Source organism: Microbacterium wangchenii (assembly GCF_004564355.1).
In the GTDB taxonomy this organism is placed as follows: domain Bacteria; phylum Actinomycetota; class Actinomycetes; order Actinomycetales; family Microbacteriaceae; genus Microbacterium; species Microbacterium wangchenii.
The window spans coordinates 3,784,169-3,807,028 of record NZ_CP038266.1; the positions used below are offsets into that span (position 1 = coordinate 3,784,169).

General features: G+C 68.4%; 23 protein-coding genes. 14 read left to right on the forward strand and 9 right to left on the reverse strand.

Features of this window, described 5'->3' with window-relative positions:
• Nucleotides 1-84: 84 nt before the first annotated feature.
• The 6 genes from E4K62_RS18355 to E4K62_RS18380 all read right to left on the reverse strand — a co-directional run bounded on the left by E4K62_RS18355 (nt 85) and on the right by E4K62_RS18380 (nt 5,941).
• Complete coding sequence (locus E4K62_RS18355; RefSeq protein WP_135070520.1) at nt 85-900, reverse strand: alpha/beta fold hydrolase; 816 nt, start codon at nt 898-900, stop codon at nt 85-87.
• The gene (locus tag E4K62_RS18360) at nt 897-1,820 is read right to left on the reverse strand and encodes a carbohydrate ABC transporter permease (protein ID WP_240742757.1); all 924 of its coding nucleotides are present in this window, start codon (nt 1,818-1,820) and stop codon (nt 897-899) included. Before E4K62_RS18360 ends, E4K62_RS18355 begins: the two co-directional genes overlap by 4 nt.
• On the reverse strand, nt 1,820-2,731 hold the full coding sequence (locus E4K62_RS18365) for a carbohydrate ABC transporter permease (protein ID WP_135070523.1): 912 nt from the start codon (nt 2,729-2,731) through the stop codon (nt 1,820-1,822). Before E4K62_RS18365 ends, E4K62_RS18360 begins: the two co-directional genes overlap by 1 nt.
• Nucleotides 2,728-4,041: an ABC transporter substrate-binding protein gene (locus E4K62_RS18370; RefSeq protein WP_135070526.1), complete on the reverse strand. Its 1,314-nt coding sequence runs from the start codon at nt 4,039-4,041 to the stop codon at nt 2,728-2,730. The genes E4K62_RS18365 and E4K62_RS18370 overlap by 4 nt, the downstream gene beginning before the upstream one ends.
• 155 nt (nt 4,042-4,196) lie before the next feature.
• Entirely contained in the window at nt 4,197-4,811 is a 615-nt protein-coding gene (locus E4K62_RS18375; RefSeq protein ID WP_135070529.1) for a DUF1349 domain-containing protein, read from the reverse strand.
• Between the two features lie 197 nt (nt 4,812-5,008).
• The gene (locus tag E4K62_RS18380; RefSeq protein ID WP_135070532.1) at nt 5,009-5,941 is read right to left on the reverse strand and encodes a sugar-binding transcriptional regulator; all 933 of its coding nucleotides are present in this window, start codon (nt 5,939-5,941) and stop codon (nt 5,009-5,011) included.
• A 103-nt stretch (nt 5,942-6,044) separates the two neighbouring features.
• On the opposite strand from E4K62_RS18380, the gene E4K62_RS18385 reads away from it, so the two are divergent.
• From E4K62_RS18385 to E4K62_RS18400, 4 genes are all read left to right on the forward strand, one after another.
• Complete coding sequence (locus E4K62_RS18385) at nt 6,045-7,424, forward strand: ABC transporter substrate-binding protein (RefSeq protein WP_167747846.1); 1,380 nt, start codon at nt 6,045-6,047, stop codon at nt 7,422-7,424.
• A gap of 66 nt (nt 7,425-7,490) precedes the next feature.
• The gene (locus tag E4K62_RS18390) at nt 7,491-8,348 is read left to right on the forward strand and encodes a carbohydrate ABC transporter permease (RefSeq protein WP_135070538.1); all 858 of its coding nucleotides are present in this window, start codon (nt 7,491-7,493) and stop codon (nt 8,346-8,348) included.
• A complete protein-coding gene (locus E4K62_RS18395; RefSeq protein WP_135070540.1) occupies nt 8,345-9,283 on the forward strand; it encodes a carbohydrate ABC transporter permease in 939 nt (312 codons plus the stop codon). The genes E4K62_RS18390 and E4K62_RS18395 overlap by 4 nt, the downstream gene beginning before the upstream one ends.
• Before the next feature lie 28 nt (nt 9,284-9,311).
• Nucleotides 9,312-10,373, forward strand: a complete 1,062-nt coding sequence (locus E4K62_RS18400; protein WP_135070543.1) for an NAD(P)-dependent alcohol dehydrogenase — start codon at nt 9,312-9,314, stop codon at nt 10,371-10,373.
• Between the two features lie 117 nt (nt 10,374-10,490).
• On the opposite strand, the gene E4K62_RS18405 is transcribed toward E4K62_RS18400, so the two are convergent.
• Nucleotides 10,491-11,195, reverse strand: coding sequence for a TetR/AcrR family transcriptional regulator (locus tag E4K62_RS18405; RefSeq protein ID WP_240742758.1), 705 nt, complete (start codon nt 11,193-11,195; stop codon nt 10,491-10,493).
• Nucleotides 11,196-11,363: 168 nt separating this feature from the next.
• On the opposite strand from E4K62_RS18405, the gene E4K62_RS18410 reads away from it, so the two are divergent.
• From E4K62_RS18410 to E4K62_RS18425, 4 genes are all read left to right on the forward strand, one after another.
• Nucleotides 11,364-12,047 (forward strand): hypothetical protein, encoded by a 684-nt coding sequence (locus E4K62_RS18410; RefSeq protein WP_205805837.1) that lies wholly within the window; start codon nt 11,364-11,366, stop codon nt 12,045-12,047.
• Nucleotides 12,048-12,115: 68 nt separating this feature from the next.
• Nucleotides 12,116-12,907: a DUF2382 domain-containing protein gene (locus E4K62_RS18415; protein WP_135070549.1), complete on the forward strand. Its 792-nt coding sequence runs from the start codon at nt 12,116-12,118 to the stop codon at nt 12,905-12,907.
• 658 nt (nt 12,908-13,565) lie between these two features.
• A complete protein-coding gene (locus tag E4K62_RS18420) occupies nt 13,566-14,969 on the forward strand; it encodes an aminomethyltransferase family protein (protein ID WP_135070553.1) in 1,404 nt (467 codons plus the stop codon).
• A gap of 65 nt (nt 14,970-15,034) precedes the next feature.
• Nucleotides 15,035-15,988, forward strand: a complete 954-nt coding sequence (locus E4K62_RS18425; RefSeq protein WP_135070556.1) for an IclR family transcriptional regulator — start codon at nt 15,035-15,037, stop codon at nt 15,986-15,988.
• Nucleotides 15,989-16,008: 20 nt separating this feature from the next.
• Here E4K62_RS18425 and E4K62_RS18430 read toward each other — a convergent pair whose 3' ends face one another.
• On the reverse strand, nt 16,009-16,749 hold the full coding sequence (locus tag E4K62_RS18430; RefSeq protein ID WP_135070559.1) for a MerR family transcriptional regulator: 741 nt from the start codon (nt 16,747-16,749) through the stop codon (nt 16,009-16,011).
• A gap of 55 nt (nt 16,750-16,804) precedes the next feature.
• On the opposite strand from E4K62_RS18430, the gene E4K62_RS18435 reads away from it, so the two are divergent.
• The 4 genes from E4K62_RS18435 (at nt 16,805) to E4K62_RS18445 (ending at nt 18,331) form a co-directional block, all read left to right on the forward strand.
• On the forward strand, nt 16,805-17,152 hold the full coding sequence (locus E4K62_RS18435; RefSeq protein WP_240742759.1) for a DUF6194 family protein: 348 nt from the start codon (nt 16,805-16,807) through the stop codon (nt 17,150-17,152).
• Nucleotides 17,101-17,250, forward strand: coding sequence for a DUF6194 family protein (locus E4K62_RS19005; protein WP_261799195.1), 150 nt, complete (start codon nt 17,101-17,103; stop codon nt 17,248-17,250). The genes E4K62_RS18435 and E4K62_RS19005 overlap by 52 nt, the downstream gene beginning before the upstream one ends.
• Nucleotides 17,251-17,267: 17 nt before the next feature.
• Nucleotides 17,268-17,780: a putative immunity protein gene (locus E4K62_RS18440; RefSeq protein WP_338036964.1), complete on the forward strand. Its 513-nt coding sequence runs from the start codon at nt 17,268-17,270 to the stop codon at nt 17,778-17,780.
• Nucleotides 17,781-18,043: 263 nt separating this feature from the next.
• The gene (locus E4K62_RS18445; RefSeq protein WP_135070565.1) at nt 18,044-18,331 is read left to right on the forward strand and encodes a hypothetical protein; all 288 of its coding nucleotides are present in this window, start codon (nt 18,044-18,046) and stop codon (nt 18,329-18,331) included.
• Between the two features lie 58 nt (nt 18,332-18,389).
• Here the strand turns inward: E4K62_RS18445 and dnaB are convergent, their stop codons facing one another.
• A complete protein-coding gene (dnaB, locus tag E4K62_RS18450) occupies nt 18,390-19,757 on the reverse strand; it encodes a replicative DNA helicase (protein WP_135070569.1) in 1,368 nt (455 codons plus the stop codon).
• Nucleotides 19,758-20,291: 534 nt separating this feature from the next.
• Here dnaB and E4K62_RS18455 point away from each other — a divergent pair.
• Entirely contained in the window at nt 20,292-21,350 is a 1,059-nt protein-coding gene (locus E4K62_RS18455; protein ID WP_135070572.1) for a hypothetical protein, read from the forward strand.
• Between the two features lie 86 nt (nt 21,351-21,436).
• Nucleotides 21,437-22,792 carry a chaplin family protein gene (locus E4K62_RS18460; protein ID WP_135070575.1) on the forward strand — a complete coding sequence of 452 codons (1,356 nt, stop codon included), beginning with the start codon at nt 21,437-21,439 and terminating at the stop codon, nt 22,790-22,792.
• Nucleotides 22,793-22,860 lie beyond the last annotated feature (68 nt).

The following is a 22,860-nucleotide window of genomic DNA, read 5'->3' on the forward strand; positions in this document are numbered from 1 at the left end:
GCGAGAGTGCATCACCTCGGCGAGAGTGCACCGGATCCGATGCACTCTCGCCCGGATGGTGCACTTTCGGCGTCGCGGGGCCGGTCAGGCGCCGGCCTGGGCGAGCCAGTCGGCGAGGAGGGCGGCCACAAGGGCGGGGCGCTCGTGCGGGAGGGCGTGGCCCGCATCGGCGACGGTGACCACTGTCGCGCGCGGATAGACCGCGCCCAGCTCCTGCTGCCGCTCCCACCCCACCCACCCGTCCTGGCGGCCGCACGCGACGAGCACGGGAGCCTCGATCACGCCGGCGTCGGCGTCGAGGGCGTCCAGCGCCCGCTCGAAGACCGCGTCATCCACCGCGCCGGATGCCGGGGCCACCGCCGCGCGGAACCGGGCGAGGGTCTCGGCCGTGCGCACGACGAAGTACCCCTCGTAGGCGTCGCGCGCGTCGGGGTCGAGGTCGCCGGACACGCCGTCGTCGCGCACGACGGACGCCTGCGCCGGGCGCTGGGGTCCGTCCAGGTACGGGCACAGGAGCGCCAGACCCGCGACGCGGTCTGAGTATCTCGCTGCCATCGCGCGGGCGACGAGCCCACCGAGCGAGTGGCCGAGGAGCAGGAACCGGCCGTCGATCCCCTCCGCCTGCAGCAGCCGGTCGACGAGGTCGAACACGCCCTGCGCGCCGTCGACGCCATCCGACGGGCGGGAGTCGCCGTGGCCGGGCAGGTCGACGTAGATGCGCCGCACGGCGAGCCCCTCGAGCACCGGCTCGAGGAATCCGCGCACCTCCCCGCGCGCCGAGTACGCACCGTGGAGGGCGAGCAGCGGGATGCCGCTGCCTCGGACGTCGTACGCCAGGCTCGCGTCCGGACGCGTGCCGACCCGGCGGGTGACGACGGGTCGCGCGGATGCTCCACTCATCCCTTCACGGCGCCCTGCGTGACGCCCTCCATGACCCACCGCTGCGTGAACAGGTAGGCGATGATCGCCGGCGCCATCGCCATCAGATATGACGCGAAGGCGACGTTGTAGTTGTTGCTGAACTGGTTCTGGAAGAGGTTCTGGCGCACGGGGAGCGTCTGCATCGCGGGGTCGGAGATGATGAGCGAGGGCATCATGAAGTCGTTCCATGCGTACAGGAAGGCGAAGATGCCGACGGTGGCGCTCATCGGCGCGAGCAGCGGGAAGATCAGCTGCCAGAAGGTCTGCCACGTCGACGCGCCGTCGATGCGTGCGCTCTCCTCCAGTTCGATCGGGATCGAGCGCAGGAACGCCGTGAACAGCAGCACGCTGAAGCTGAGCTGGAACATCGTGGCGAGGATCACGACCCCCACCGGGTTGTCGAGCCCGACCCGGCCGGTCAGCTGGATCTGCGGGAGCGCCACGACGGGAAAGGGGATGAACATCGCCGCCAGCAGGTAGTAGAACGAGTACCGGAAGAGCCGGCGGTCCCAGTTGCGCACGATCGCGTAGGACGCGAACGCCGCCAGGACGATCGTCAGGACGACGGTGCCGGCCGTGACGAACAGCGAGACGGCGGCGCCGACGGGGAACTTCGTCAGGTTCCACGCCTCGACGAATCCGTCGAAGCTGAACGGAGCGGGAAGCGAGAAGGCGTTGCCGTCCACCGCCTGCGCCGACGTCTTCAGCGACATCGAGATCGTCACGTACAGGGGCAGCAGCACGGTCACCGTGCACAGGATCAGGATGATCGTCCACGACCAGCTGGTGCGCTCCTGGCCTGTACGTCCGCGGGAGCGGGGAGGGGCGGGGGCGGATCCGCGCTCGGCGATCAGCTCGCCTTCGGCGGTCTCGGCGGCGAGGGCGGGTTGCGTGGTCATCAGAAGACCTTCCTTCCACGCGTGAGCGAGAGTTGGAGGAGCGAGATGATCACGGCCACGAGGAAGAAGATCGTGGCGTTGGCCATCTGGTAGGAATAGTCGCCGGTGTTGAAGCCGAAGATGATGCTCATCGCGACGCTGCGGGTCGCCGTGCCCGGCCCGCCATTGGTCAGACCCACGATCACGTCGTAGGCGTTGAGGAAGTTCTTGAAGCTCAGGATGACGTTGATCACGACGTAGCCGGCCACGAGCGGGATCGTGATCCGCAGCATCTGCTGCATCTTGCCCGCCCCGTCGATGTCGGCGGCCTCGTACACCTCGCCGGGCACCGACAGCAGCCCCGCGATGTAGATGAGGAGCGTTCCCGGGATGGCCTGCCAGGCCGTCACGATCACGATCGCGATCCACGCCAGGTCGGGGTTGGCCAGAAGGCTGGATTGCAGCCACGTGAGGCCGGTGGCCTCCCCGACGGCGGGCACCGAGTTGGAGAAGAGGAAGTTGAAGACGTAGGCGATGATGATGCCCGAGATCACCATGGGGATCACGAAGATCGTGCGCAGGCCGGTCTTGAATCGGATGCGGGCGGTCAGGCCCACCGCGAGCAGGAACGCGAGAACGTTCACGACGATCACGGTCGCGATCGAGAATCCGAAGGTGAACAGATAGCTCTGCAGGATGGCAGGGTCGCTGAAGAGGGCGATGTAGTTCGTGAACCCGATGAAGTTCCACTCGCCCAGCCCGATCGAGTCGGTGAAGCTGAAGAAGATCCCCACGATGCCCGGCACCGTGATCGCGAGGGTGAACAGGACGAGGGTCGGCAGCAGGAAGACGTAGTAGATCGGCTCGACGCGCCCCTTGGGGCGTTTGGCCGCCCGTGCACCGCCGCTCACGATCGTTTCGGTGGCGGTCATCGGGAGGTCTCCTCTGCCTGGGCGTCGGTCTCGCTCGAGGGGATCGGCGAGCGGAAGGCGAGGCGCGCCCAGTCCGCGTCCATCGTGCGGAGCGTGGCGGCCGGATCGGCGCCCAGCGCGAGCGACTGCGCGTAGGCGTAGACGGGGATCGTCCTGGGCACCAGTACGGAGGGGCCCTGATAGAAGCGCCCCTCGTCGTAGTAGGCGGCCATGCCCTCGACGCGTGGATCACTCGGGGGCGGCGCGTCCTCCGTAGGGGTGAAGCCCAGTTGCGACTCGTTGTATGACTGGATGTTCTCGGGTTGGTAGAGGAACTCCAGGAAGTCGCGCGCGGCCTCCTGGTGACGGGATTCCGCCGGGATCATGGCGGCGAGGTCGGTGTTCACGCGCACTTTCAGGTCGGCGGGGTCGTTGGTCATCGGCAGCGGGAAGGTGCCGAGCTCGAGGTCGGGGGCGGTCTTGGCGATCTCGGCGAGCGCCCACGGCCCCTGCAGGTACATCGCCGCCTCGCCCTTGCCGAACGCGAGATTCCCGTCGTTGTAGGCGCGGCTCTCGGCGTCGTCGTTCGTATACGTCGCGAGTTCGGCCATCTGCGCGAGCGGTTCGGCGAAGCCCTCCTCGAACGACACCTCCGACCCGCCGCCCACGTCGGCGCCCTGGTCGGCGAGCGCGTTGAAGAACTCCACCAGGTCCAGCGATCCGCCGATCGTGTAGTCGTACCATCCCTGTGCGACGGTCCAGTCGTCTTTGAACGTGGCGTAGAACGGTGTGACACCGGCGGCGGTGAGCGCCTCGCACGCCGCGATCAACTCGTCCCACGTCTGCGGCACCTCGATGCCGTTGTCGTCGAAGATCTGCGTGTTGTAGATGACCGATGACGCCATCACCGAGTAGGGCAGCGCGCTTGTGCGGCCTTCGCACGTGCCGTACTGCGCCATGAGCACGTCGAGGTCGTCGCGGATCGTGGCCGCCGCATCCGTCTCGGACAGATCCGACAGCGCGCACCGGTCCACGAACCGCGCGACTTCGTAGTTGTAGTTCGCGAGCATGAAGTCCGGCGGATTTCCGCGCACGAAGCTGGCCGCGACCACGTCGATCCCGGAGGTGTCCATCTCCACGCGCACCCGGTCCTGCGACGCGTTGTACTCCGAGACCAGCTCGCCCATGATGTCGAGCGCCTCGCGCTTGCTGAAGGTGAACCGGATCGTCTCGCGCCCGTCGGCGGAGCATCCGGCCAGCAGTGCCGCCGCCAGGGTGACTGCTCCGCCGAAGGCCAACGCGCGCGTCCCCGTCGAGGATCTCGAAGCCACTGTCGCCCCTTCCACCCGCGGCGACCGTGCCGCGGAGTCGTCGGGCAGGCGATCCCGTCGCCGGCGTCACCCGCCTCTTGCGCACTTTCGCAGGCGTGCACGGGGTGGTCAAGGGGTGGACAAGCGGCCTCCTGGCCCCTCGATCCGTGACGCGGTCAGGAGCCGTCGCGCAGCGCAGTGAGAGAGGTGGCGGTGAAGCGGATGTCGGAGAACGTCACGGCACATCCCTCGCCCACCGGCGCCTGCGCCTCGAAGCCCACGCGCACAGGTGCCGCGGTCGGGGCGAGCGCGAAATTCCGCACGAGTTGCCACCGCTGCCCGTCGAGGGAGGCGTGGTAGGCGAACGCACGTCCGATCCGGGACACCCGCAGCCACGCCGCGCCACCGTCGACGACGAAGGCGTTGGCGTCGTCGGAGACGTCACGGTTGATCACCGACACGATCATCGCCTCGCCGTCGGGGGAGTACTCGAAGCAGAGTTTGGCCCAGTTGGCCTCATCGCACCACAGCATCAGCACGCCCGCGTCGTACATGTCGGCGAAGTCGACCGTGACCCGCGCACTGAACTGGAAGTCGCCGTCGGGGGCCGGCCCGAGCAGCGTCACGGCGTTGTGCGCCGGCGCGCCGGTTCCGGCCGGGTCGACGAAGAAGTCGCTTCGCGGCGCCGCGGTGCCGTGCACGCGGTCGCCGGCGGGATCCACCGACCACGCGGATGCGTCCGAGGGGACGAGGTCGATGGGCATGCCGGCGACGGCGATGGATTCGGGCATGGCGGTCCTCTCGAGGTGCACCGGCGCGGGTCCCCGCCGCCGGAGGGTCCTGCTCGACATTAGGGTCGGCCGCGGCGGGCGCCCGAACTCCTCAAAAGCGCGGCCAGCAGGTGCCTGTGCGCCGATTCCCGCCGGATCCACGCACGGATGTGAGGAGTTCGGGACGCTCGGCGCCGACGCATCCCGGTGGGCTCGGCTCACATGTCCATCGCGCGCCGTGCGGTCACCTGGTCGGTGACGATGGCGTCGATGAGTCCCGATTTCAGTGCGGCGACGACCGCCTGCCGCTTTCCCGGCCCGCCCCCGATCGCCACACGGGTGGGGACGCGCGCGAGCTGGTCGGTGGTCACGCCGATGAGCCGCCCCTCCAGCGAGCGGACCACCCGCCCGTGCTCATCGAGCAGCGTGGTGCCGATCTCGGCCACCACCCCTGCCTCCAGCAGACCCTCCAGCTCACCGCTCTGCGCGAGCTGAGTGGCCAGCAGCGAGCTGGACGGCCATCCGCCGACCGTCAGGACGGCCATGTCGAGATGGTCCATGCGCTGCAGCGCCTGGGTGACCGGCGCCTGCCCGGTGATGACGCGGGCGGAGCGACGGTCGGTGGTGAGGAACGGCGCGTGCAGGGGGAACATGCGTCCCTTCGCGACGGTGCGCAACCGCAGGATGGCGTCCAGATAGGTCTCGGGCTGATCCGTCGCCACGCCGGTGAGCTGCACGACGTCGCACGTGTGGACGTCGACGATCCGCGCGCACATCTCCACGATCGTGCGCCCGGGTCCGAGGCCCACCACGTCGTCATCGCCGATCATGCCGGTCACCAGCCCTGCCGCCACGCCCGCCACGATCCCGCGGACCACATCGTCGGTGTCGATGTGCGAGACCACGACGAGAGCCGAGCGCAGCCCGTACCGGCGTGCCAGTGTCGCGGACAGCTCAGGATCGACCGGCTCGGGAAGCCGCGAGACCACCTCCACGAGTCCTTCGTCCCTGGCGCGCTTCACCATGCGCCCGATCGCGAACCGCGAGAGCCCGAGCTCGTCCGCGATCTCCGTCGTCGGGCGTCCCAGCTGCAGGTGCTGCAGCGCGACGTACACCCGCAGGGTCGCGTCGGCGATATCCGCTGTGCTCACCTGAGCAACTTACCCGCACGGCGGAGCAGTGTCTCTACTCTTTTGTCCGGCAGTCGTCGCGCAACCGAGGCGGACCTGCCGCATGAGTGCAAGGGAGTACGACATGAACAGAGTCATCCGCCCCGGAAAGGCTCGAGTATTCGCGGCCGCCGCGATCGCCACGGCGGTCGCCATCACTGCGGCCGGGTGCTCGGCGGGCGAGAGCGGACCGCAGTCGGCCGCCGATGTCGAATCGTTCGACTGGAAGAACTACGAGGGTGAGGAGCTGAACATCCTGCTCAGCCAGCACCCGCTGGCCGGCGCCATCCAGAGCAACGTCGCGCAGTTCGAGGAGCAGACGGGCGTCACGGTCAACATCGAGACGCTCAGCGAGAACGACTACATGGTCAAGCTCCTGACCGAACTGCAGTCCCAGTCGGGCTCATACGACGTCTTCATGACGTCGCAGCCCATGAACTATCAGTACGCCGCCGCCGGATGGATCGAAGACCTCCAGCCGTGGGTCGACGACGACAAGCAGACCGCCCCCGATTACGACTTCGACGACTTCTTCCCGGCGCTGATCGAGGCGGAGCGGTGGGACACCACCGACTTCGGCGGCGCGGGTGAAGGCGGTCTGTGGGCGATTCCCGCGAACGAGGAGGGCTACGCGCTCTTCTACCGCGCCGACATCCTCGAGGCCAACGGCATCGCCGTTCCCGAGACCATCGATGAGCTCATCGCCGCGGCGGAGCAGCTGGACGGCATCGAGTTCGAAGGAAAGACGATCTCCGGCTTCGTCAGCCGCGGCGACAAGACCTATCCCACGCTGAATCCCTTCTCCACCTTCGCCGGGGCCTACGGCGCTCGCGACATCACCGACGGCAAGGCCACGGTCAACGACGAGGCCGGCGTCACGGCGGTCGAGAAGTGGGTCGAGCTGATGCAGACCGCGCCGGCCGCAGCGAGCACGTACACCTGGTACGAGGCGCAGCAGGACTTCATCGCCGGCAACGCGGCGTTCTACATCGACGCCGACCACATGGCACCCGACTTCGAGAAGGAGGGCAGCGGGATCGCCGGCAAGGTCGGCTACGCCCTGCCTCCCGAGGGTCCGGAGGGCCGGGCGTCGAGCCTGTGGCTGTGGTCTCTCGGCATGAACGCCGCATCCGAGCACAAGGGTGCCGCCTGGCAGTTCATCCAGTGGGCGACGTCGAAGGAGCAGCTGACCGCGGCCATCGCCGAAGGGAACATGAACCCCACCCGCATCTCGGTCGCCGAGAGCGAAGAGATGGCCGCAGCCACGGCGGAATGGGGCGACTACAACGAGGTGTGGAAGACGATCCTCTCCGACTACGCCTCGTGGCAGTACGCCCCGTCGGCCACCTGGACGGAGGTCGGCGACATCTGGGCCACCGCCATCCAGTCCGCCGTCCTGGGTCAGAAGCCCGTGCAGGAGGCGCTCGACGACGCCGCGGCGAAGATCGACGACGCCATCAAGTGATCCGCCCGTGGGGGCGGTGCTTCCGCACGCGCACCGCCCCCACCCCCGACCTGGACGACGCAGTCAATGAGACATAAGCCTTATCTCCCCTACCTCCTGGTCCTCCCGGCGCTGGCGATCCTGGTGGCGATCCTGTATCCCTTCCTCACCGGCGCCTGGTGGTCGTTCAACTCCTACCGCCTGAACCGGGGCGGCCCCGAGTTCAACGGCATCGAGAACTACATCGACCTGTTCACCAGCGGTGAAGGCCTGCGCGCCATCGGCGTCACCCTCACCTACGCGGTGGTCGTCGTCGTCGTCGAATGCGTGCTCGGGATCGCGCTGGCGATGCTGCTGAACAGCGGCCGCTACGGCAGTGTGTTCCGCCTCCTGATCGTGCTTCCGCTCCTGCTGCCGCCCGTCATCGCGGCCCTCATGTGGAAGGTGATGCTCACCGAGAACGGCGTCGTCAACTGGATCCTGGAGTCCCTCGGGCAGCAGAAGCTGCTGTGGCTGAACGGTCCGGACAGCGCACTGTGGTCGGTGATCCTCATCGATGTGTGGATCTTCACCCCGTTCGTCATCCTGCTCGCCCAGGCGGGCCTGAAGAGCGTGCCCGTCGAGCTGCGGGAGGCCTCCGCCATGGACGGCGCCGGCCCCATCCGCAACTTCGTCTCCGTGACGCTGCCGATGCTGATGCCCGTGCTGATCGTGATCATCGCCTTCCGCGGCATCGACTCGCTGAAGATGTTCGACATCATCTACACCACAACCGCCGGTGGACCCGTCGACGCCACCACGAATCTGCACGTGCTCGGATACCTCGACGGCATCCGCAACCTCAACTTCGGGATGGCCATGGCGGCCCTCGTCGTGCTGTGGGTGCTGTGTTACCTCATGTCCTACTTCCTGCTGAAGGCACGTCGCGCGGAGGCCGTGAAATGACCGTTGATCTCGGAGGACAGGTCGCCGCCGGCGGCGCTGCAGACACCCAGCGCTCGGCCCCGGCGCGAACCGTCGATCCGCGTCAGCATCTGGCCGCCCAGGCCCGGCGGCGCCGGAAGAAGATCGCCAAGCACACCGTCGTCATCGCTCTGCTGAGCATCTGGACGGTGTTCGCGCTGGCGCCCATCGTGTGGATCTTCCTGATGTCGCTGAAGCTTCCGCAGGACATCGTGGCCTACCCGCCGAAGTTCGTGTTCACGCCCACGCTCGCCAACTATGCGGACGTCTTCACGGGGCCGGAGTTCATGACACCGTTCCTGAACTCGCTGATCGTGACGGTCGGATCGCTTCTGCTGACCCTCGTGATCGGGCTGCCGACGGCCTACGCGCTGGCGCGGTTCTCCTTCCGGGGCAAAGAGAACATCGCCTTCGGCATTCTGTCGCTGCGATTCGCCCCTGAGCTGCTGATCATCCTGCCGCTGTACCTCGTGTTCCAGAACGTCGGCCTGACCGACAACTACCTCGGGCTGATCCTCGCCTACCAGCTGGTCACCCTGCCGATGCTGGTGTGGATGCTGCGCTCCTTCATCGAAGACCTCCCGACCGAGCTGGAGGAAGCCGTTGCGGTGGATGGCGGCACGCGCTGGACGGCGTTCCGGCATGTCCTGTTCCGGCTCATCGCCCCGGGTCTGGGCGCGGCCCTCATGCTGTCGTTCATCTGGGCGTGGAACAGCTACACGCTGCCGCTCGTGCTCAGCGGCCGGAACACGCAGGTGATCACGACCGGCATCCAGCAGTACATCTCCTTCCAGTCGATCGACTGGGGCCCCATGGCCGCCGCGACCGTCGTCTCGATGGTTCCCGGCATCCTCTTCGCCCTCTTCGCCCTCCGATGGATCGTCGGCGGCCTGACCGCCGGCACCGTCAAGGGCTGAGAACCGACACTCCGAAAGGACCCCATCCATGTCCCTCCCCGCCACCATGCAGGCCAGCGTCCTGCTCACGCCCGGCACGATCGAGCTGCAGGAGGTGCCCGTGCCCGCCGCCGGCCCGGGCGAAGTGCTCGTGCGCGTGACCGCCGTGGGTTCGTGCGGCTCCGATACGCACTTCTACGAGACGGGCGCGATCGGCGATCTCATCGTCCGCGGCCCCGTCGTGCTCGGGCACGAGACCGCCGGCGAGATCGTCGCCGTGGGTGACGGCGTGGATCACACCCGCGTGGGGACCCGCGTGGCCGTCGAGCCTCAGACGCCGTGCCGCCGCTGCGAGTTCTGCAAGACCGGCCGCTACCACCTGTGCCGCGACATCCGCTTCTACGGTGCGTGGCCGATCGACGGATCGTTCGCCGAGTACGTGATCGTCGACGATGACTTCGCCCACGCCATCCCCGATTCCATGACGGATGAGGAGGCCGCCCTCGTCGAGCCGGTGTCGGTGGCCGTGCACGCCGCTCGTCGCGGCGGCGTCACCCGGGGCTCCAAGGTGCTCGTCACCGGCGCCGGCCCGATCGGGGTCATCGTCGCGCAGGTGGTGAAGTCGTTCGGAGCCGCAGAGGTCGTGATCAGCGACCCGATCCCCCATCGCCGCGACTTTGCCCTCAGCCACGGCGCGGACGTCGTGCTGGATCCGGCAGAAGCCGACCTCGACCAGTACAGCGAGTACTTCGACGTCTACATCGACGCGTCCGGGAACGCGCGCGCGGTGCAGTCGGCGTTTCCGACCATCGTCCGGGGCGGCACCGCGGTGCTCGTGGGAATGGGCGGGAACACCCTGGAGGTGCCGATCGCCATGATCCAGCACCGCGAGATCACGCTCACCGGGACGTTCCGCTACGTCAACACGTGGCCCACCGCGATCCAGCTCGTCGCCAGCGGCACCATCGAGGTCGCCTCGCTCGTGACAGGGAGATTCGGTCTGGAGGACGTCGAGAAGGCCCTCATGCAGTCCAAGACCGACCCGGTCGCCATCAAGACGATGGTCATCCCCGGCCACCGCGCGACCGCCCCGGCAACCGCCGGGGAGTGAGCGGCTACCGAGCACCGTCCGCTCGCCTCCGGCGCCGTCCCGACAGACCTCGTCTGGACGGCGCGGGAGGTGGTCTGCCGACGCTCGGCGGGTCGTGCTGAAGCAGGTGTGGGGCCGTTATTGGGTGAGCTCGCGGTTCAACCGGTCCAGCAGTGCCTCCAGTGACACTTCGAATTCTTCGTCGCTGCGGTCCTCGCTGAGCAGTGTTCGGAGGCGTTTCACTTCGGGTGCAGCCTCCAAACTGACGTGCCCGTCGCCTTCGGGGATGGTGGCGTCGCCCTCGTCGAGGGGTTCTTCGACCGGGCCGGTTTCCGCGCCGCGCACGGCGGATTCCAGGAGCAGGTGGCCGAGCAGGAAGCTGCTGAAGGACCGGTAGGCATCCACGGCCTGCTGATCGGTGAAACCGTGCCCGATGAGAGTGCCGAGAAACGTGTTGACCACTTCGACGCTGCGTAGCGGGGGGCGCAGCCACGGTGCCGCCGGGTGCCGGGTGGCAACCAGCGGAAACGCGAGCGGATGATCAATCGCGATCTGGCGGACGTGGTGGGCGACGGTTTGCAGGAACCCCTGCCAGTGCTCGGCGAGCTCATCGTCAAGATCCGAGGTCAGGTTCTCCATCAGTAGAGCCACCACCCCCTCCAGCAGATCCTCTCGCCCGTGTACGTGCCGGTACAGCGACATCGCCTCTACACCGAGCTCCTGCCCCAAGGAGCGCATCGACAACCCCTGCGCGCCACGCCGGTCGATCTGCGCGAGCGCGGTCTCGATGATCAGGCCACGGCTCAGACGACCGGACTGCGCACCCGTCGGCTTCTTCGTCACCCGGACGCTCATAGCACATTCCCTCCCATCACGCGCAACCCCCCTCGCCAAGTCGTTTCGGGCGCTGTACTGTCACGCTAGTCTGCTTACGGTGTAAGCCGGCTGGTAGCCGGTCCGCACGTTTCGACTCCTGCGGCTCCGACGCCCCAACCCAAAGGGATCGAAACAATGGCAAACAATCGCACCGACAGCGCCGCAGCCCGACCTGTCATCGCAGACCACAACGACGACGCCGCGAAGGAGTCGCTGATCGGCACCGAAAGGGGTGGCCGCACCGCGAACATCTCGTGGGGGTCCGTCATCGCCGGGGTGGTGACCTTCCTGGCCGTCACCATCCTGCTCTCCCTCGTCACCGCCGGCATCGGCCTGGGTGGTTCAGGCATCGGGGCGACCATCTGGAGTGTCATCGCCCTAGTGATCGCTCTTGCCGCGGCCGGCTTCGTCGCTGGCGCGCTGGCCTTGCGCAGCGGGCTGCTGCACGGATTCTTGACCTGGGCGACCTCGCTGGTTGTCGGTCTCGCCCTGACTGTGTGGCTCAGCGCCAGCCTCCTCGGCGGCGTTGTCAGCTCCGCCACCCAGGCACTGTCCGGGACCGACGTCACCCAGGTCGTCGAGGACGTGCAGAGCAACGTCGACGAAGAAGAAGCGCAGGAGCAGACCGATGAGGCGCTGCAGGACGCGCAGCAGACGGCGGAGGATGCCGCCGAGACTGCTCAGGCCGCCTCGTGGTGGGGCTTCGCCGGGCTGCTGCTCGGCGCGGTGATCGCGGCCCTCGGCGGGATGCTCGGCGTGCGGAGCGTCGTCAAGCGTGACTCCGACACCACCGCCGTGCCGGTCACCACAACCCGGTGACACGGCTTCCGGTCGCGGGCCCCGCGCCGGTCTCAACACGTACGAACAAACGAACGATAGGAACAGTCATGATCAGCACAGAAAACATCGGCGGTCTCATGGGAGCAGCGGTGATCGACTCCGACGGGGAGAAGATCGGCACGCTCCAGCAGATCTACCTCGACACCGACACCGGGGCGCCCACCTGGGCAGCGGTGCGCACCGGTTTCTTCGGCACCTCGGAGTCCTTCGTGCCCATCGATGACGCCAACCAGGACGGCGAGAACCTCCGGGTGGGCTACGCGAAGGAGTTCGTCAAGAACGCACCGCGCATCGACGCGGACGGGGCGCTGGAGCATGCGCAGGAAGATGAACTGTACGTCTACTACGGCAACGGCTCCCGCAACGCCAGCGTCGACGAAGGCACCGGTACCGCCCGGGACGCCAGTGACGGCGCGGCGGATACGAGCACCGGGTATGACACGTCCGGTCCGACCACCGACGATGCGATGACCCGCTCCGAGGAGCGCCTCCGCGTCGGTACCGAGAAGGTTCAGACCGGTCGCGCACGGCTGCGGAAGTACGTCGTCACGGAGGAGAAGACCGTCACCGTCCCGGTGAGCCATGAGGAGGTGCGACTGGAGCGCGAACCCATCACCGACGCCAACGTCGCGGATGCCATGGACGGGCCGGCCATCAGCGAGGAGGAGCACGAGGTCGTCCTCACGGAGGAGCGGCCCGTCGTCGCCAAGGAGACCGTTCCGGTCGAGCGTGTCCGCCTGGGAACGGAAACGGTGACCGAGGACGAGACGGTCACCGAGCAGGTCCGCAAGGAACAGATCGACTACGACGACGGCACGGACCGCGCCGACCGCGCCTGACCCGTCAGTCGCGGGCCGCGCGCAGCCCGGCTGTCCGAGAAACCATGAAAGCCCGTGGGATTCCGCGGGCTTTCATGGGTAAGTGCACGTTCCGGTGAGTGATGTCCCGCATGCGGCTGCGATAGCCCGAAATGTCCATTGGAGCCCCTCGGTCACCGGCTCGGTCAAGAGCCGTCGCGCAGGTCGCTGAGCGGGTGGCGGTGAAGCGGATGCCAGAGAAGGTCAGCGCGGTCCATGCCTCCGGTCAGAGGCCGTGGCGGCTGAGAAACCCGCGCATCGCGGCGGTGAAGACCCGGGGATCCTCGAGGTTCGGGTAGAGCCATCCCCCCGAGCATCGGGCGCGATGAGGCGCCGCTCGGGGAGGCGTCCCGCTGCGGATTCCACATCCGACGGTTTACCGCACCGCCAGCTCGCCGCATCCGCACCGCCCAGCCCGACGTAGACCGCGTCGGCGTCGTCGGGGATTTGGGAGATGATCGTCGAGTCCGTGGTGCCGACGGGCACCCACGACGCACCGGTGCTCTCGACGCCCTCCCAGCCGACCGCTGGGCCGTCGTGACGTCGGTCTCGATTCCCACTCAATGGAAAAACGCGACGGGGCGGAGTGCCTCTGTTCGTAGCCTGGATCCGCTTCCCCGACACAGACGGAGGGTCGACGATGACCACGGATCCCACGACAACCGCAACCGACACCAGGGCCGAGTCGCTCGCACAGGCGATCGAGCGGGCAGGCAGCCCCGCGGAACTGCTGCGGAACCAGAACTGGCCGGCATTCACGTTTCCGGTGGCGCCCGAGTTCACCAACTGGCGCGACGAACAGCGTGCCTGGAACACCACGGTGGCGCTCATGGACCAGTCCCACCACATGACGCAGCTGTTCCTCGACGGAGAGGACCTCATCGCCCTGCTCAGCTCCATCTCGCCCAACACCTTCGCCACCTTCCGTCCCGGCGTCGCCAAGCAGCTCATCTCGGTCAACCAGGACGGCTACCTCATCGGCGACGGCATCCTGTTCTACAACTCCGATGGCCCGGAGGGTCTCGTGTTGATCGGGCACCACATCCTCATCGACTGGGTGCGCTTCAACGTCGAGAAGGCGCAGAAGGGCGGCAAGGATGTGCGCTACCGGTTGGAGCCGAACTCTCAGATGCGGCAGGGGCCGCCCACGTTCTACCGCTACGAGCTGCAGGGCCCGCACGCCGACTCCGTCATGGAGAAGGTCTTCGGCGGACCGGTGCCCCACATCAAGTTCTTCCACATCGGCGACGTGACGATCGCGGGCCGGCCCGTGAAAGCCCTCCGCCACGGCATGGCCGGCCAACCAGGTTTCGAGTTCTACGGACCGTGGGAGGACGCCGATGCGGTGCGCGACGCACTCATGGCCGCTGGCGAGGAGTACGGTATCCGGCGAGTCGGGGCGAAGGCGTACTCCTCGTCGCCGCTCGAGTCGGGCTGGGTGCCGACACCGTTCCCGGCTGTGTTCGACGACGACTTCGCTGAGTACCGCGAGTGGCTTCCTGCTGCCCGCATCGGATCGGTCGGCGGCTCACTGCACTCGCCGGACATCCACGACTACTACATGACGCCTTTCGACATCGGCCTCGGTCGCTCAGTGCGCTTCGACCACGAGTTCCACGGTCGCGAGGCCCTCGAGAATCACGCGGAGAACGTCCGCCGGCGCAAGGTCACACTGATCTGGAATTCGGACGACGTGGCGGCGGTCGTCCGCTCGCAGCTGGAGCCGGGCACCCCTGCCAAGTACCTCGACTTCCCCAAGGCGCGATACGGGTTCTACCAAATGGATGAGATCCAGAGGAATGGCGAACGGGTCGGCATCTCCACCGATGCCGGGTATGTGTCGTACGACCAGCTGTACATGTCGCTGGCGACCCTCGACGCCGACGTGCGAGACGGCGATGAAGTCGAGGTGCTGTGGGGTGAGAGCCCCGTCTCGCGCAAGGACTCGGTCGACGCCGATCACCGACAGGTGCGCATCCGTGCCACGGTCGCCCCGGCGCCGTATCACGACTACGCCCGAACGGTGTATCGCCAGAACGCCTGACCTCATCGACGGCCGGCGCCACCCAGAGCGGGGGCTAGCATGGCGGCGTCGTTGAGGAGGACGCGGTGGCACGAGAATCAGCCGGCGAATCGGTGCTGCGCCGCCACATGCGCGTGCTGGAGAGTTTCGATGCGTGGCACCCCTTCCTGACGCTCAGCGAGATCGCCGAGGCCAGCGGTCTCGCCGTCTCCACGGCCCACCGCCTGGTCGCCGCGCTGGAGGGCGAGGGCCTGCTCGAGCGGCTTCCCGATCGCACCTACCGCCTCGGCGTGCGGCTGTGGGAGTTCGCCAGCCGCACCCCCGGCGCCGTCGGGCTCCGGGAGATCGCACGGCCCTGGCTGGGCGCCGTGCATGAGCGCGTCCGCGAGCACGCCCAGGTCGGTGTGCTGAGCGGACGGGACGTGCTCTACATCGACCGGGTCTCCACCCGCGACGCCGTCGTCAACGCGACCCTCGTCGGCGGACGGATCCCCCTCCACGCGTCGTCGAGCGGGCTGGTTCTCCTGGCCCACGCGGATGCGACGCTCGTCGACGATGTCATCGCTCACGGCCTCCGCACCTACACCGAACGCACGATCCGCTCCGGACCCGAGCTGCGCGCACACCTGCGAAAGGTGCGCGACGAGGGATTCGCCGTGACGGACGGGCACATCCATCCGGAGTCCCGAGGCATCGCAGTGGCCGTCACCGGCCCCGGCGGGAGCGTCTATGCCGCGATCGGCGTCGTCGTGCCGAACGACGGCGTCTCTCCCCATCCGTATGTCGAACTGCTGCGGCGTGCGGCCGTCGGCATCACCCACGACCTCGCGGTGGCGTATCGCCCGGACGTGGACGAGCGCACGCACGGCATCCGCTCACTCGTGCGCGGGTCACGCCGTTCGATCGAGTACCTCGAGAGTCTCGACGCCGACCCGCACGACGCCCCGCTGCCTGGGTGCTCCCGGCACGACGACCGGCCCGCGGATGCCGCGGTCGTGACCTCTCCGCGGGGTGCTGCATCTCCGGGGCCATGTCGGTGAGAAATGTCCCGGACGGCGTCTCAGCCGGCCGCAGCAGTCTGCGCCCGCTCGTTCAGCAGGGCGTGGAGGTCTCCTGAAGCGCCGAGGAGCACGACGCTACGGCGGCTGAGGACGGTCAGCCGCTCGTCGAGAAGTGCTTGCGCCTCCGCCGTCAGGCCGTGCTGGCGAAGCTGGTCGAGTACGCGCGCGATCGGTGGGATGCGGTGCCCGCCGCTTCGCAATGCTGCGACGATACGTGCTTCGGTGATTGCCCGGGCGTTGTATCGACGGGTTTGGGACCGGCTGACCCGGTCGGGGTTGACGAGTCCTTCGTGCTCCCAGTGGCGCAGTGCCGATGCGCGAACACCGAGTGCCTCTGCGAGCTCGCTGATCGTCATGGAGTCGTGGTCGTCGAAGACGTGGGTCGTGTCGGTGAGGACGGCTTGGAGACCGCGGCTTGCTTCGCGAATGTGGTCTCGGCTGCGGGCGAGCAAGGCGTGCAGGTCGTCGATCTTCTCGGCGGCGGCGTCGAGGGTGCCCTGCACGAGCGTGGGCATCATCTGTCGCGCCGGCACGGGGCCGATCGCGGTGGCCAGTGCGCGATAGGCGCGGAGCGCGAGGATGTGGCGTTCCTGGTAGCGCCGGTATCCGTTGGGGGTGCGCTCGGCGGCAGGGAGGACTCCGAGCCGTTCAAGGTCGCGTACTTGTTGCGTGGAGTAGCCCACGAGCCGAGCGGCCGCAGCCGTCGTCCATCCCGCCTCTTGAGACTTGGTCGCTGGCATCCGTGCTCCCATCTAGCCAAGGTCCACATAAGCACTTGAAGCTGACGATTGAGGGATGGAGATGAAAGAGATCGTCCATGCTGTCAGCGGCTTCGAGGGCGTGCTCGTGGTCATTCCGGAAGAGGGGAGCGGTTCGCCGGCGCTGGCGTGGGGTGATGCGTTCTTCTACTACGCCCCGGATGGTGTGATGCCGGAGCGGACTCAGCCGTACGGGACGATCGTGACGAAGAACTATCCCGACGACGAGGAATCGAGACTCGACGAGCCTGGTCGGTTCCGCGTGAACATCACGTCGGGCGCGACCGTGCACCGCAGATCGTGGACGAGGGTGCGAGCTCTGCGGATACCGACGTGTTCGTTTCGCACCCTCTGTACGGGACGGCCGGATGGGTGTCAGTGGTGAACCCTGCCGCCTCGACGTCGGAGCAGGCCATCTCACTGCTCCACGACGCGCATGAGGCAGCACGAGCTCGCGCTTCTCGTCGTTCCGGCACTGCGTGATGGGATCGCCGCAGGCCTTGAGCGAGAACGATCGGCGAGTCGTGGCATGGTGGGCGGCGGACTGCGCCGAACGAGTCCTCGCGATGTTCGAGTGGGAGTCACCTACCGACTCGCGGCCGCGTGATGCCATCGCTCGCACGCGGGCATTCGCGCGCGGCGAGCTCGATGCCGCGGGAGAGATCCGTCGCCGTTTCGTCGCGGGACGCGCTGCACACGACGTCACGAACCCGGCGGCCATCGCGGCCGCGCGAGCAGCGGCGCAAGCCGCCGGCGTGGCGCACATGGGTGCGCATGCCCTCGGGGCGGCCGCATACGCGGCCAAAGCTGCGGGCTTGTCGAGACCCAATCAGGTCGACGCCGTCCGCGACGAGATCCGCTGGCAGCTCGACCAGCTGAGCCCGGAAGCCACGACAGCGCTACGACGATTGCCGCTCCTCGGTGAAGACACGAGCGGTCCGCTCGGACCCGGTCTCCTCAGCCGAGGCGTCCTGGCAGCGAACATCCGCGCCATCCAAGCTCGTCTGACGTAGTCGCGTCCGAGCGCGACATTCGTATTGGGAGACAAGGGCAGGTCCAGCGGGAATTCAGATCCAGGTGCAGGAATCGCTCGTACTTGTCCCGAGCGTCGTGGCAAGGGGGACTCGGCGCGCATTGACCCCGACTGCGCGCCCGCGGCGAGGGGGGAACTGTGGACCCGCTCGCCCCTTGCGTGTGTTCCGAGAACACGGTGTCGACTACCTCTCAGCGGGAACCGTCCAGGGGCCCGCGACGAATCGTCTGAGAGGAAATGTCGATGAGAAGCGCCAGAGTCCTGGTCCTGATCGTGGTCGTGATGGGCTGGATGGTAGCGGCGGGGAGCCTGCTGACCGGCATCGTCGATCTGCCGTCCCTGCCCGGGTTCGTGCAGAACGTGCTCGGGCTGTGGCCGGATCCCGCTACTCCCGCGAGCTGGGCGGTCCGATTCGCGTCGATCGGCGTGGTGATCGTCGGCATCGTCGTGTTCCGGGCCCTGGGAAAGGCGCTTGCGCGTCGGGACAGCGCTCGCGACGCCGCCGCGCGGGGTCTCCCGGTCGCGAAGTAGACGACCATGCGGATCGGAAGGGTGGCGCCATGCGTCACTCATCCGACGACGCGGGTCGCTACATCTCCGGGGCCATGTCGGTGAAGCGCGAGTAGTGACCCTGGAAGGCGACGGTGATCGTGTCGGTCGGGCCGTTACGGTGCTTGGCCACGATCAGGTCGGCTTCACCCGCGCGGGGGCTGTCCTTCTCGTAGGCGGCCTCGCGGTGCAGCAGCACCACCATGTCGGCGTCCTGCTCGATCGAGCCGGATTCACGAAGGTCGGACAGCGCCGGCTTCTTGTCGGCACGCTGCTCGGGTCCACGGTTCAGCTGCGACAGGGCGATGACCGGGCACTGCAGCTCCTTGGCGAGGAGCTTCAGCGCACGGGAGAACTCGCTGACCTCCTGCTGACGCGACTCCACCCGCTTGCCGCTGGTCATGAGCTGGAGGTAGTCGATGACGACCATCTTCAGCCCCTCGCGCTGCTTGAGCCGCCGGCACTTCGCCCGGATCTCCACGAGGGTCATGTTGGGGCTGTCGTCGATGTACAGCGGCGCGTCGTTGATGCGGCCGCGGGTCGCGGCGATCGTCGTCCAGTCGCGGGAGTCCAGCGTTCCTTTGCGCATGCTCTGCAGCGGGATTGCGCCCTCCGCGCTCAGCAGACGCATGGCGATCTCGCTGCGCCCCATTTCGAGGGAGAAGAAGATCGTCGGCTGGTTGTGCTTGATGGCGGCCGCGCGGGCGAAGTCGAGCGCGAGGGTGGACTTACCCATGGCAGGGCGGGCGGCGATGATGATCATCTGGCCGCCGTGCAGGCCGTTGGTGAGCTGGTCCAGCCCGGCGAACCCCGTGGGGATGCCGGTCATCTGGCCGTCCCGGCCGCGCGCCGCCTCGATCTCGTTGACGGCGGCGTCGACGGCGGTCGTGAGCGGGACGTAGTCCTCGGCGGTCTCGGCACCGGAGACGTTGTAGATCTCGGCCTGGGCGTTGTTGACGAGGTCGAGCGCGTCGCCCTGCCCCGAGTACCCCATCTGCACGATGCGCGTACCGGCCTCCACGAGCCGGCGCAGGAGTGCCCGCTCCGCCACGATGGAGGCGTAGTAGCCGGCGTTGGCCGCGGTGGGGACGATGGATGTCAGGGTGTGCAGGTAGTCCGCGCCGCCGGCGCGCTGGAGTTCACCGGTCTTGATGAGCTCGTCGGTGACGGCCACGACGTCGGTGGGCTCACCGTGCGAGTAGAGGGAGAGGACCGCCTCGAAGATCAGCTCGTGCTTGGGGATGTAGAAGTCCGCACCGTGCAGCGTCTCGATGACGTCGGCGACCGCATCCTTCGACAGCAGCATGCCGCCCAGGGCGCTCTGCTCGGCGAGGAGATCGTGCGGGGGCGTGCGTTCGGCCTGGCGGGGTCCGCCGAGGCGCTCTTCCGAGATGTCGGCGATCGACACGCGCTCTCCATTCTCCGTCGGGCACGGGTGGGTCCATCAAGGCAGCACGAGACGCCGCTGGGAGCAATGGTCTCCGGGCACGCGCCATCCCGCATTCCTATCGGAACACGGACCCCCGACACGCCCTCGTCGACCTGCAGCGGCTCGTCCTTGATGGACTGCACCCACGCTATGGAGGGGTCTTCCGGCATGCAAACCGGCCTGTGGATAAGTCTGTGGAAGGACTGCGCGAAACGCCGCCGAGCCTGTGCACAACACCTGTGGACAACTCCGGAAAACTTTTGGATAGTGAAGACGGAATCGCCGAATGACCTGCGCTTTCCCTTTCCACAGGTGACCGCCGTCGATGTGCTTTAAGTGTGGGTTGAAGGTTCGTGGATACGGGTTCGGGGTTGTGTACAAATCCGGGGATAACGGCGTGCGCCGTAGTGATAACCGCGCACTCTGTCAAGTCGTCTTGAGTCCCAGGGGTGGTAGGCCCTACGGTCTGTCCCACGAGCACACCGGCTCCGACGCTCACGCGGAGGTGAAGACGTGGACATCGCGCAGTACCGCACTCGGCTCCGGCCGACTCGCCTGGTGCTGCTCGCGGTGCTCGCCGGGTTCGCCTGGTGCGTACTGAGCATGTTCGTCTCGGCGGGCTCGGCGTCCGCCCAGGAGGGGTCTTCCGATCGCGGCTCGGGCCTACTCGGTGCCGTGGGGGAGTCGCTGGACGGCGTCGGTGACACGCTGCAGCACACCAGCGGCGCGGTGGACGAGGTCGTGGCGGACGTGGCCAGTCAGGTGGCCCCGCTGCTTTCGCGCACGGTGCCGCCCGAGGCCGAGCCGGTGGTCACGCCGGTCACCGCCGTCGTGGACGCCGTGGTGCGCACCGGCGACGCCGTGGTCGGTGCGACCGACGAGACTGTATCGACGGTCGTGTCGGCGACCACCGGGGCCATCACGGATGCTGCGCACGCGGGTGCGGTCCCCGCCATCGTGGCGCCCGTGGTCGACGCCGGCTCTCAGCTCCCGGTCGTGGCCGACGTCCTCGTGGGCACGGGCATCGACGATGCGCTCCGCGCGGTCGCCGACGGCGTTGACGATGCCGTCGCCGACGTCGTCGGCTCCGCGGCATCCGCTGGACCGCTGCTGCCGAGCCTCCCGCTCTCGGGCCTCACCGCGCTCACCGATGCCCTGCGCACCCCGGACGCCGGCACGACCCCGGGCGCCGGGACGGATCCCGCCCTCTCCGAAGCTTCCGTCCTTCCCGCCGCGACATCGATCGCCGCAGCATCCGTCCACCCGCCCGCCGTTGACGGCGCGACGCCCCGGCCCGCGGGGCGGGCGCCCTCCTTCGAGCAGGCCGCCGTTGTCGCCGCCGCCGCCGCCGCGCAGGCGCCCGCTGGCGGGCCGAGCTCACCCGCGCCGCCCGACGGCGCGACGGATGGGCCTGTCGGGATGGTGGCGGCTGGCGGCCAGGGCGGCGGCGCACTGCTCGCGCTGAGCCATGAGGACGCTCAGCACGCACGCGCAGCGTCGTCGTTGCACCACCTCGCCGACGACGCCCTCCCCGGCGCACCGGTATTCGACACCGACATCTCCCCCGACTGAGTGAGTGCTCCGCCGCGCCTGGGCGCGGCAGACGATCCCGCGCGTTCGCGCGCACCCATCTCACTCACTCACGAAGGGGTTACATTATGCGCAGGTTCATCAAGAGAGGGCTTCTCGGAGCGCTCGTGGGGGGCGGGCTCGCCGTCCTCGGAGCAGGGGTCGCATCCGCGGCCGAAACGTCCGGCGACGACGGTCTGCTGTCAGGCACTCAGGGTCTCATCTCGGTCGAGCTCCCGGTCACCGTGGGCGGAAACGCCATCTCCGTCCTCGGCGACTCCTCCTCCCGCGACGCCGTCAGCACGACGCCGGCACCGGATCCCGCAGCGACGGCGGAAACGGACGGATCAGGGGGCACCGTCTCCGGAACTCAGGCGGTGCTCGCGGTGACCGTTCCGATCACCCTTACGGGCAACGGTGTCTCCGTCATCGGCGACAGCGCGTCCGCCGATGCCGCCACGGCGCCTCCCGCACCCACCGTCGCGGTGACGCCGCCGACGGAGGCCTCGGGAGAGGCGAGCATCCTGGGCGGCACGCAGGCGCTCGTGGATGCGGCCGTGCCCGTGACCGTCGGCGGAAACGCCATCTCGGTCCTCGGTGACAGCCGGTCCTCCGATGCCGCCACCGCGGCTCCGGCAGGGGCGGCGGCGCCACCGGCCACCGGCAGCGGATCCGCTGCCACATCCGGCGACGAGGCGATCCTCGGCGGAACCCAAGTGCAGGCGCCGGTGACGGCGCCGGTCTCGGTCGGAGGAAACGCCATCTCGGTCCTCGGCGACAGCACGACCGCCGGTGCCACGACGGTGGCCTCACCCGGTAGCGGCACCGCCGGCGACGCCGTCACGGGCGGCGACGACAGCGTCGCGGGGGGGACCCAGGTTCTCGCTCCGATCGCCGCTCCGGTGACCGCGGGCGGCAACGCCGTCTCGGTGATCGGCGACGCGGAGACCGACACCGCGACCACGGTCGCAGTGCCGGGCGCGGGAACCACGGAGCCTTCCGCGGGCGGCACGGAGCCTTCGACGGACGGCGAGGGCAGCACCGCGGGCGGCACGCAGGTCGTGACACCGGTCGCGATTCCCGTCACGGTGGGCGGCAACGCGGTGTGCGGGGTGGGCGACTGCTCGACGGCGGATTCCACCACGGTCGTACCGCCGGCCATCGTCGACCCGGCGGATCCGGGCGCGCCGCTGACCCCGGCGGATCCGGCTGACCCCGCGACTCCGGCCGACCCGACCATGCCGGGTGCACCGCCGGCCGCGGCGGGCCCCGCCATCGCGGACGACGGCGTGATCGGTGCGCCGGTCGCCCTGGCCGCCTCCACCACCCCGCCGGCCACCCTGGCCGACACCGGAGGCACGGGCATGACCGCGACGCTGCTGATGGCGACGCTCCTCCTCGTCAGCGGCGCGGTGTTGTTCGCACTCCGGCGCGCCACGGCGTGAGACGGTGCGCCGACTCCGGCGCATCCCCCTCGCCGAAAGTGCACGAACCCGGCGAGAGTGCACCAGAA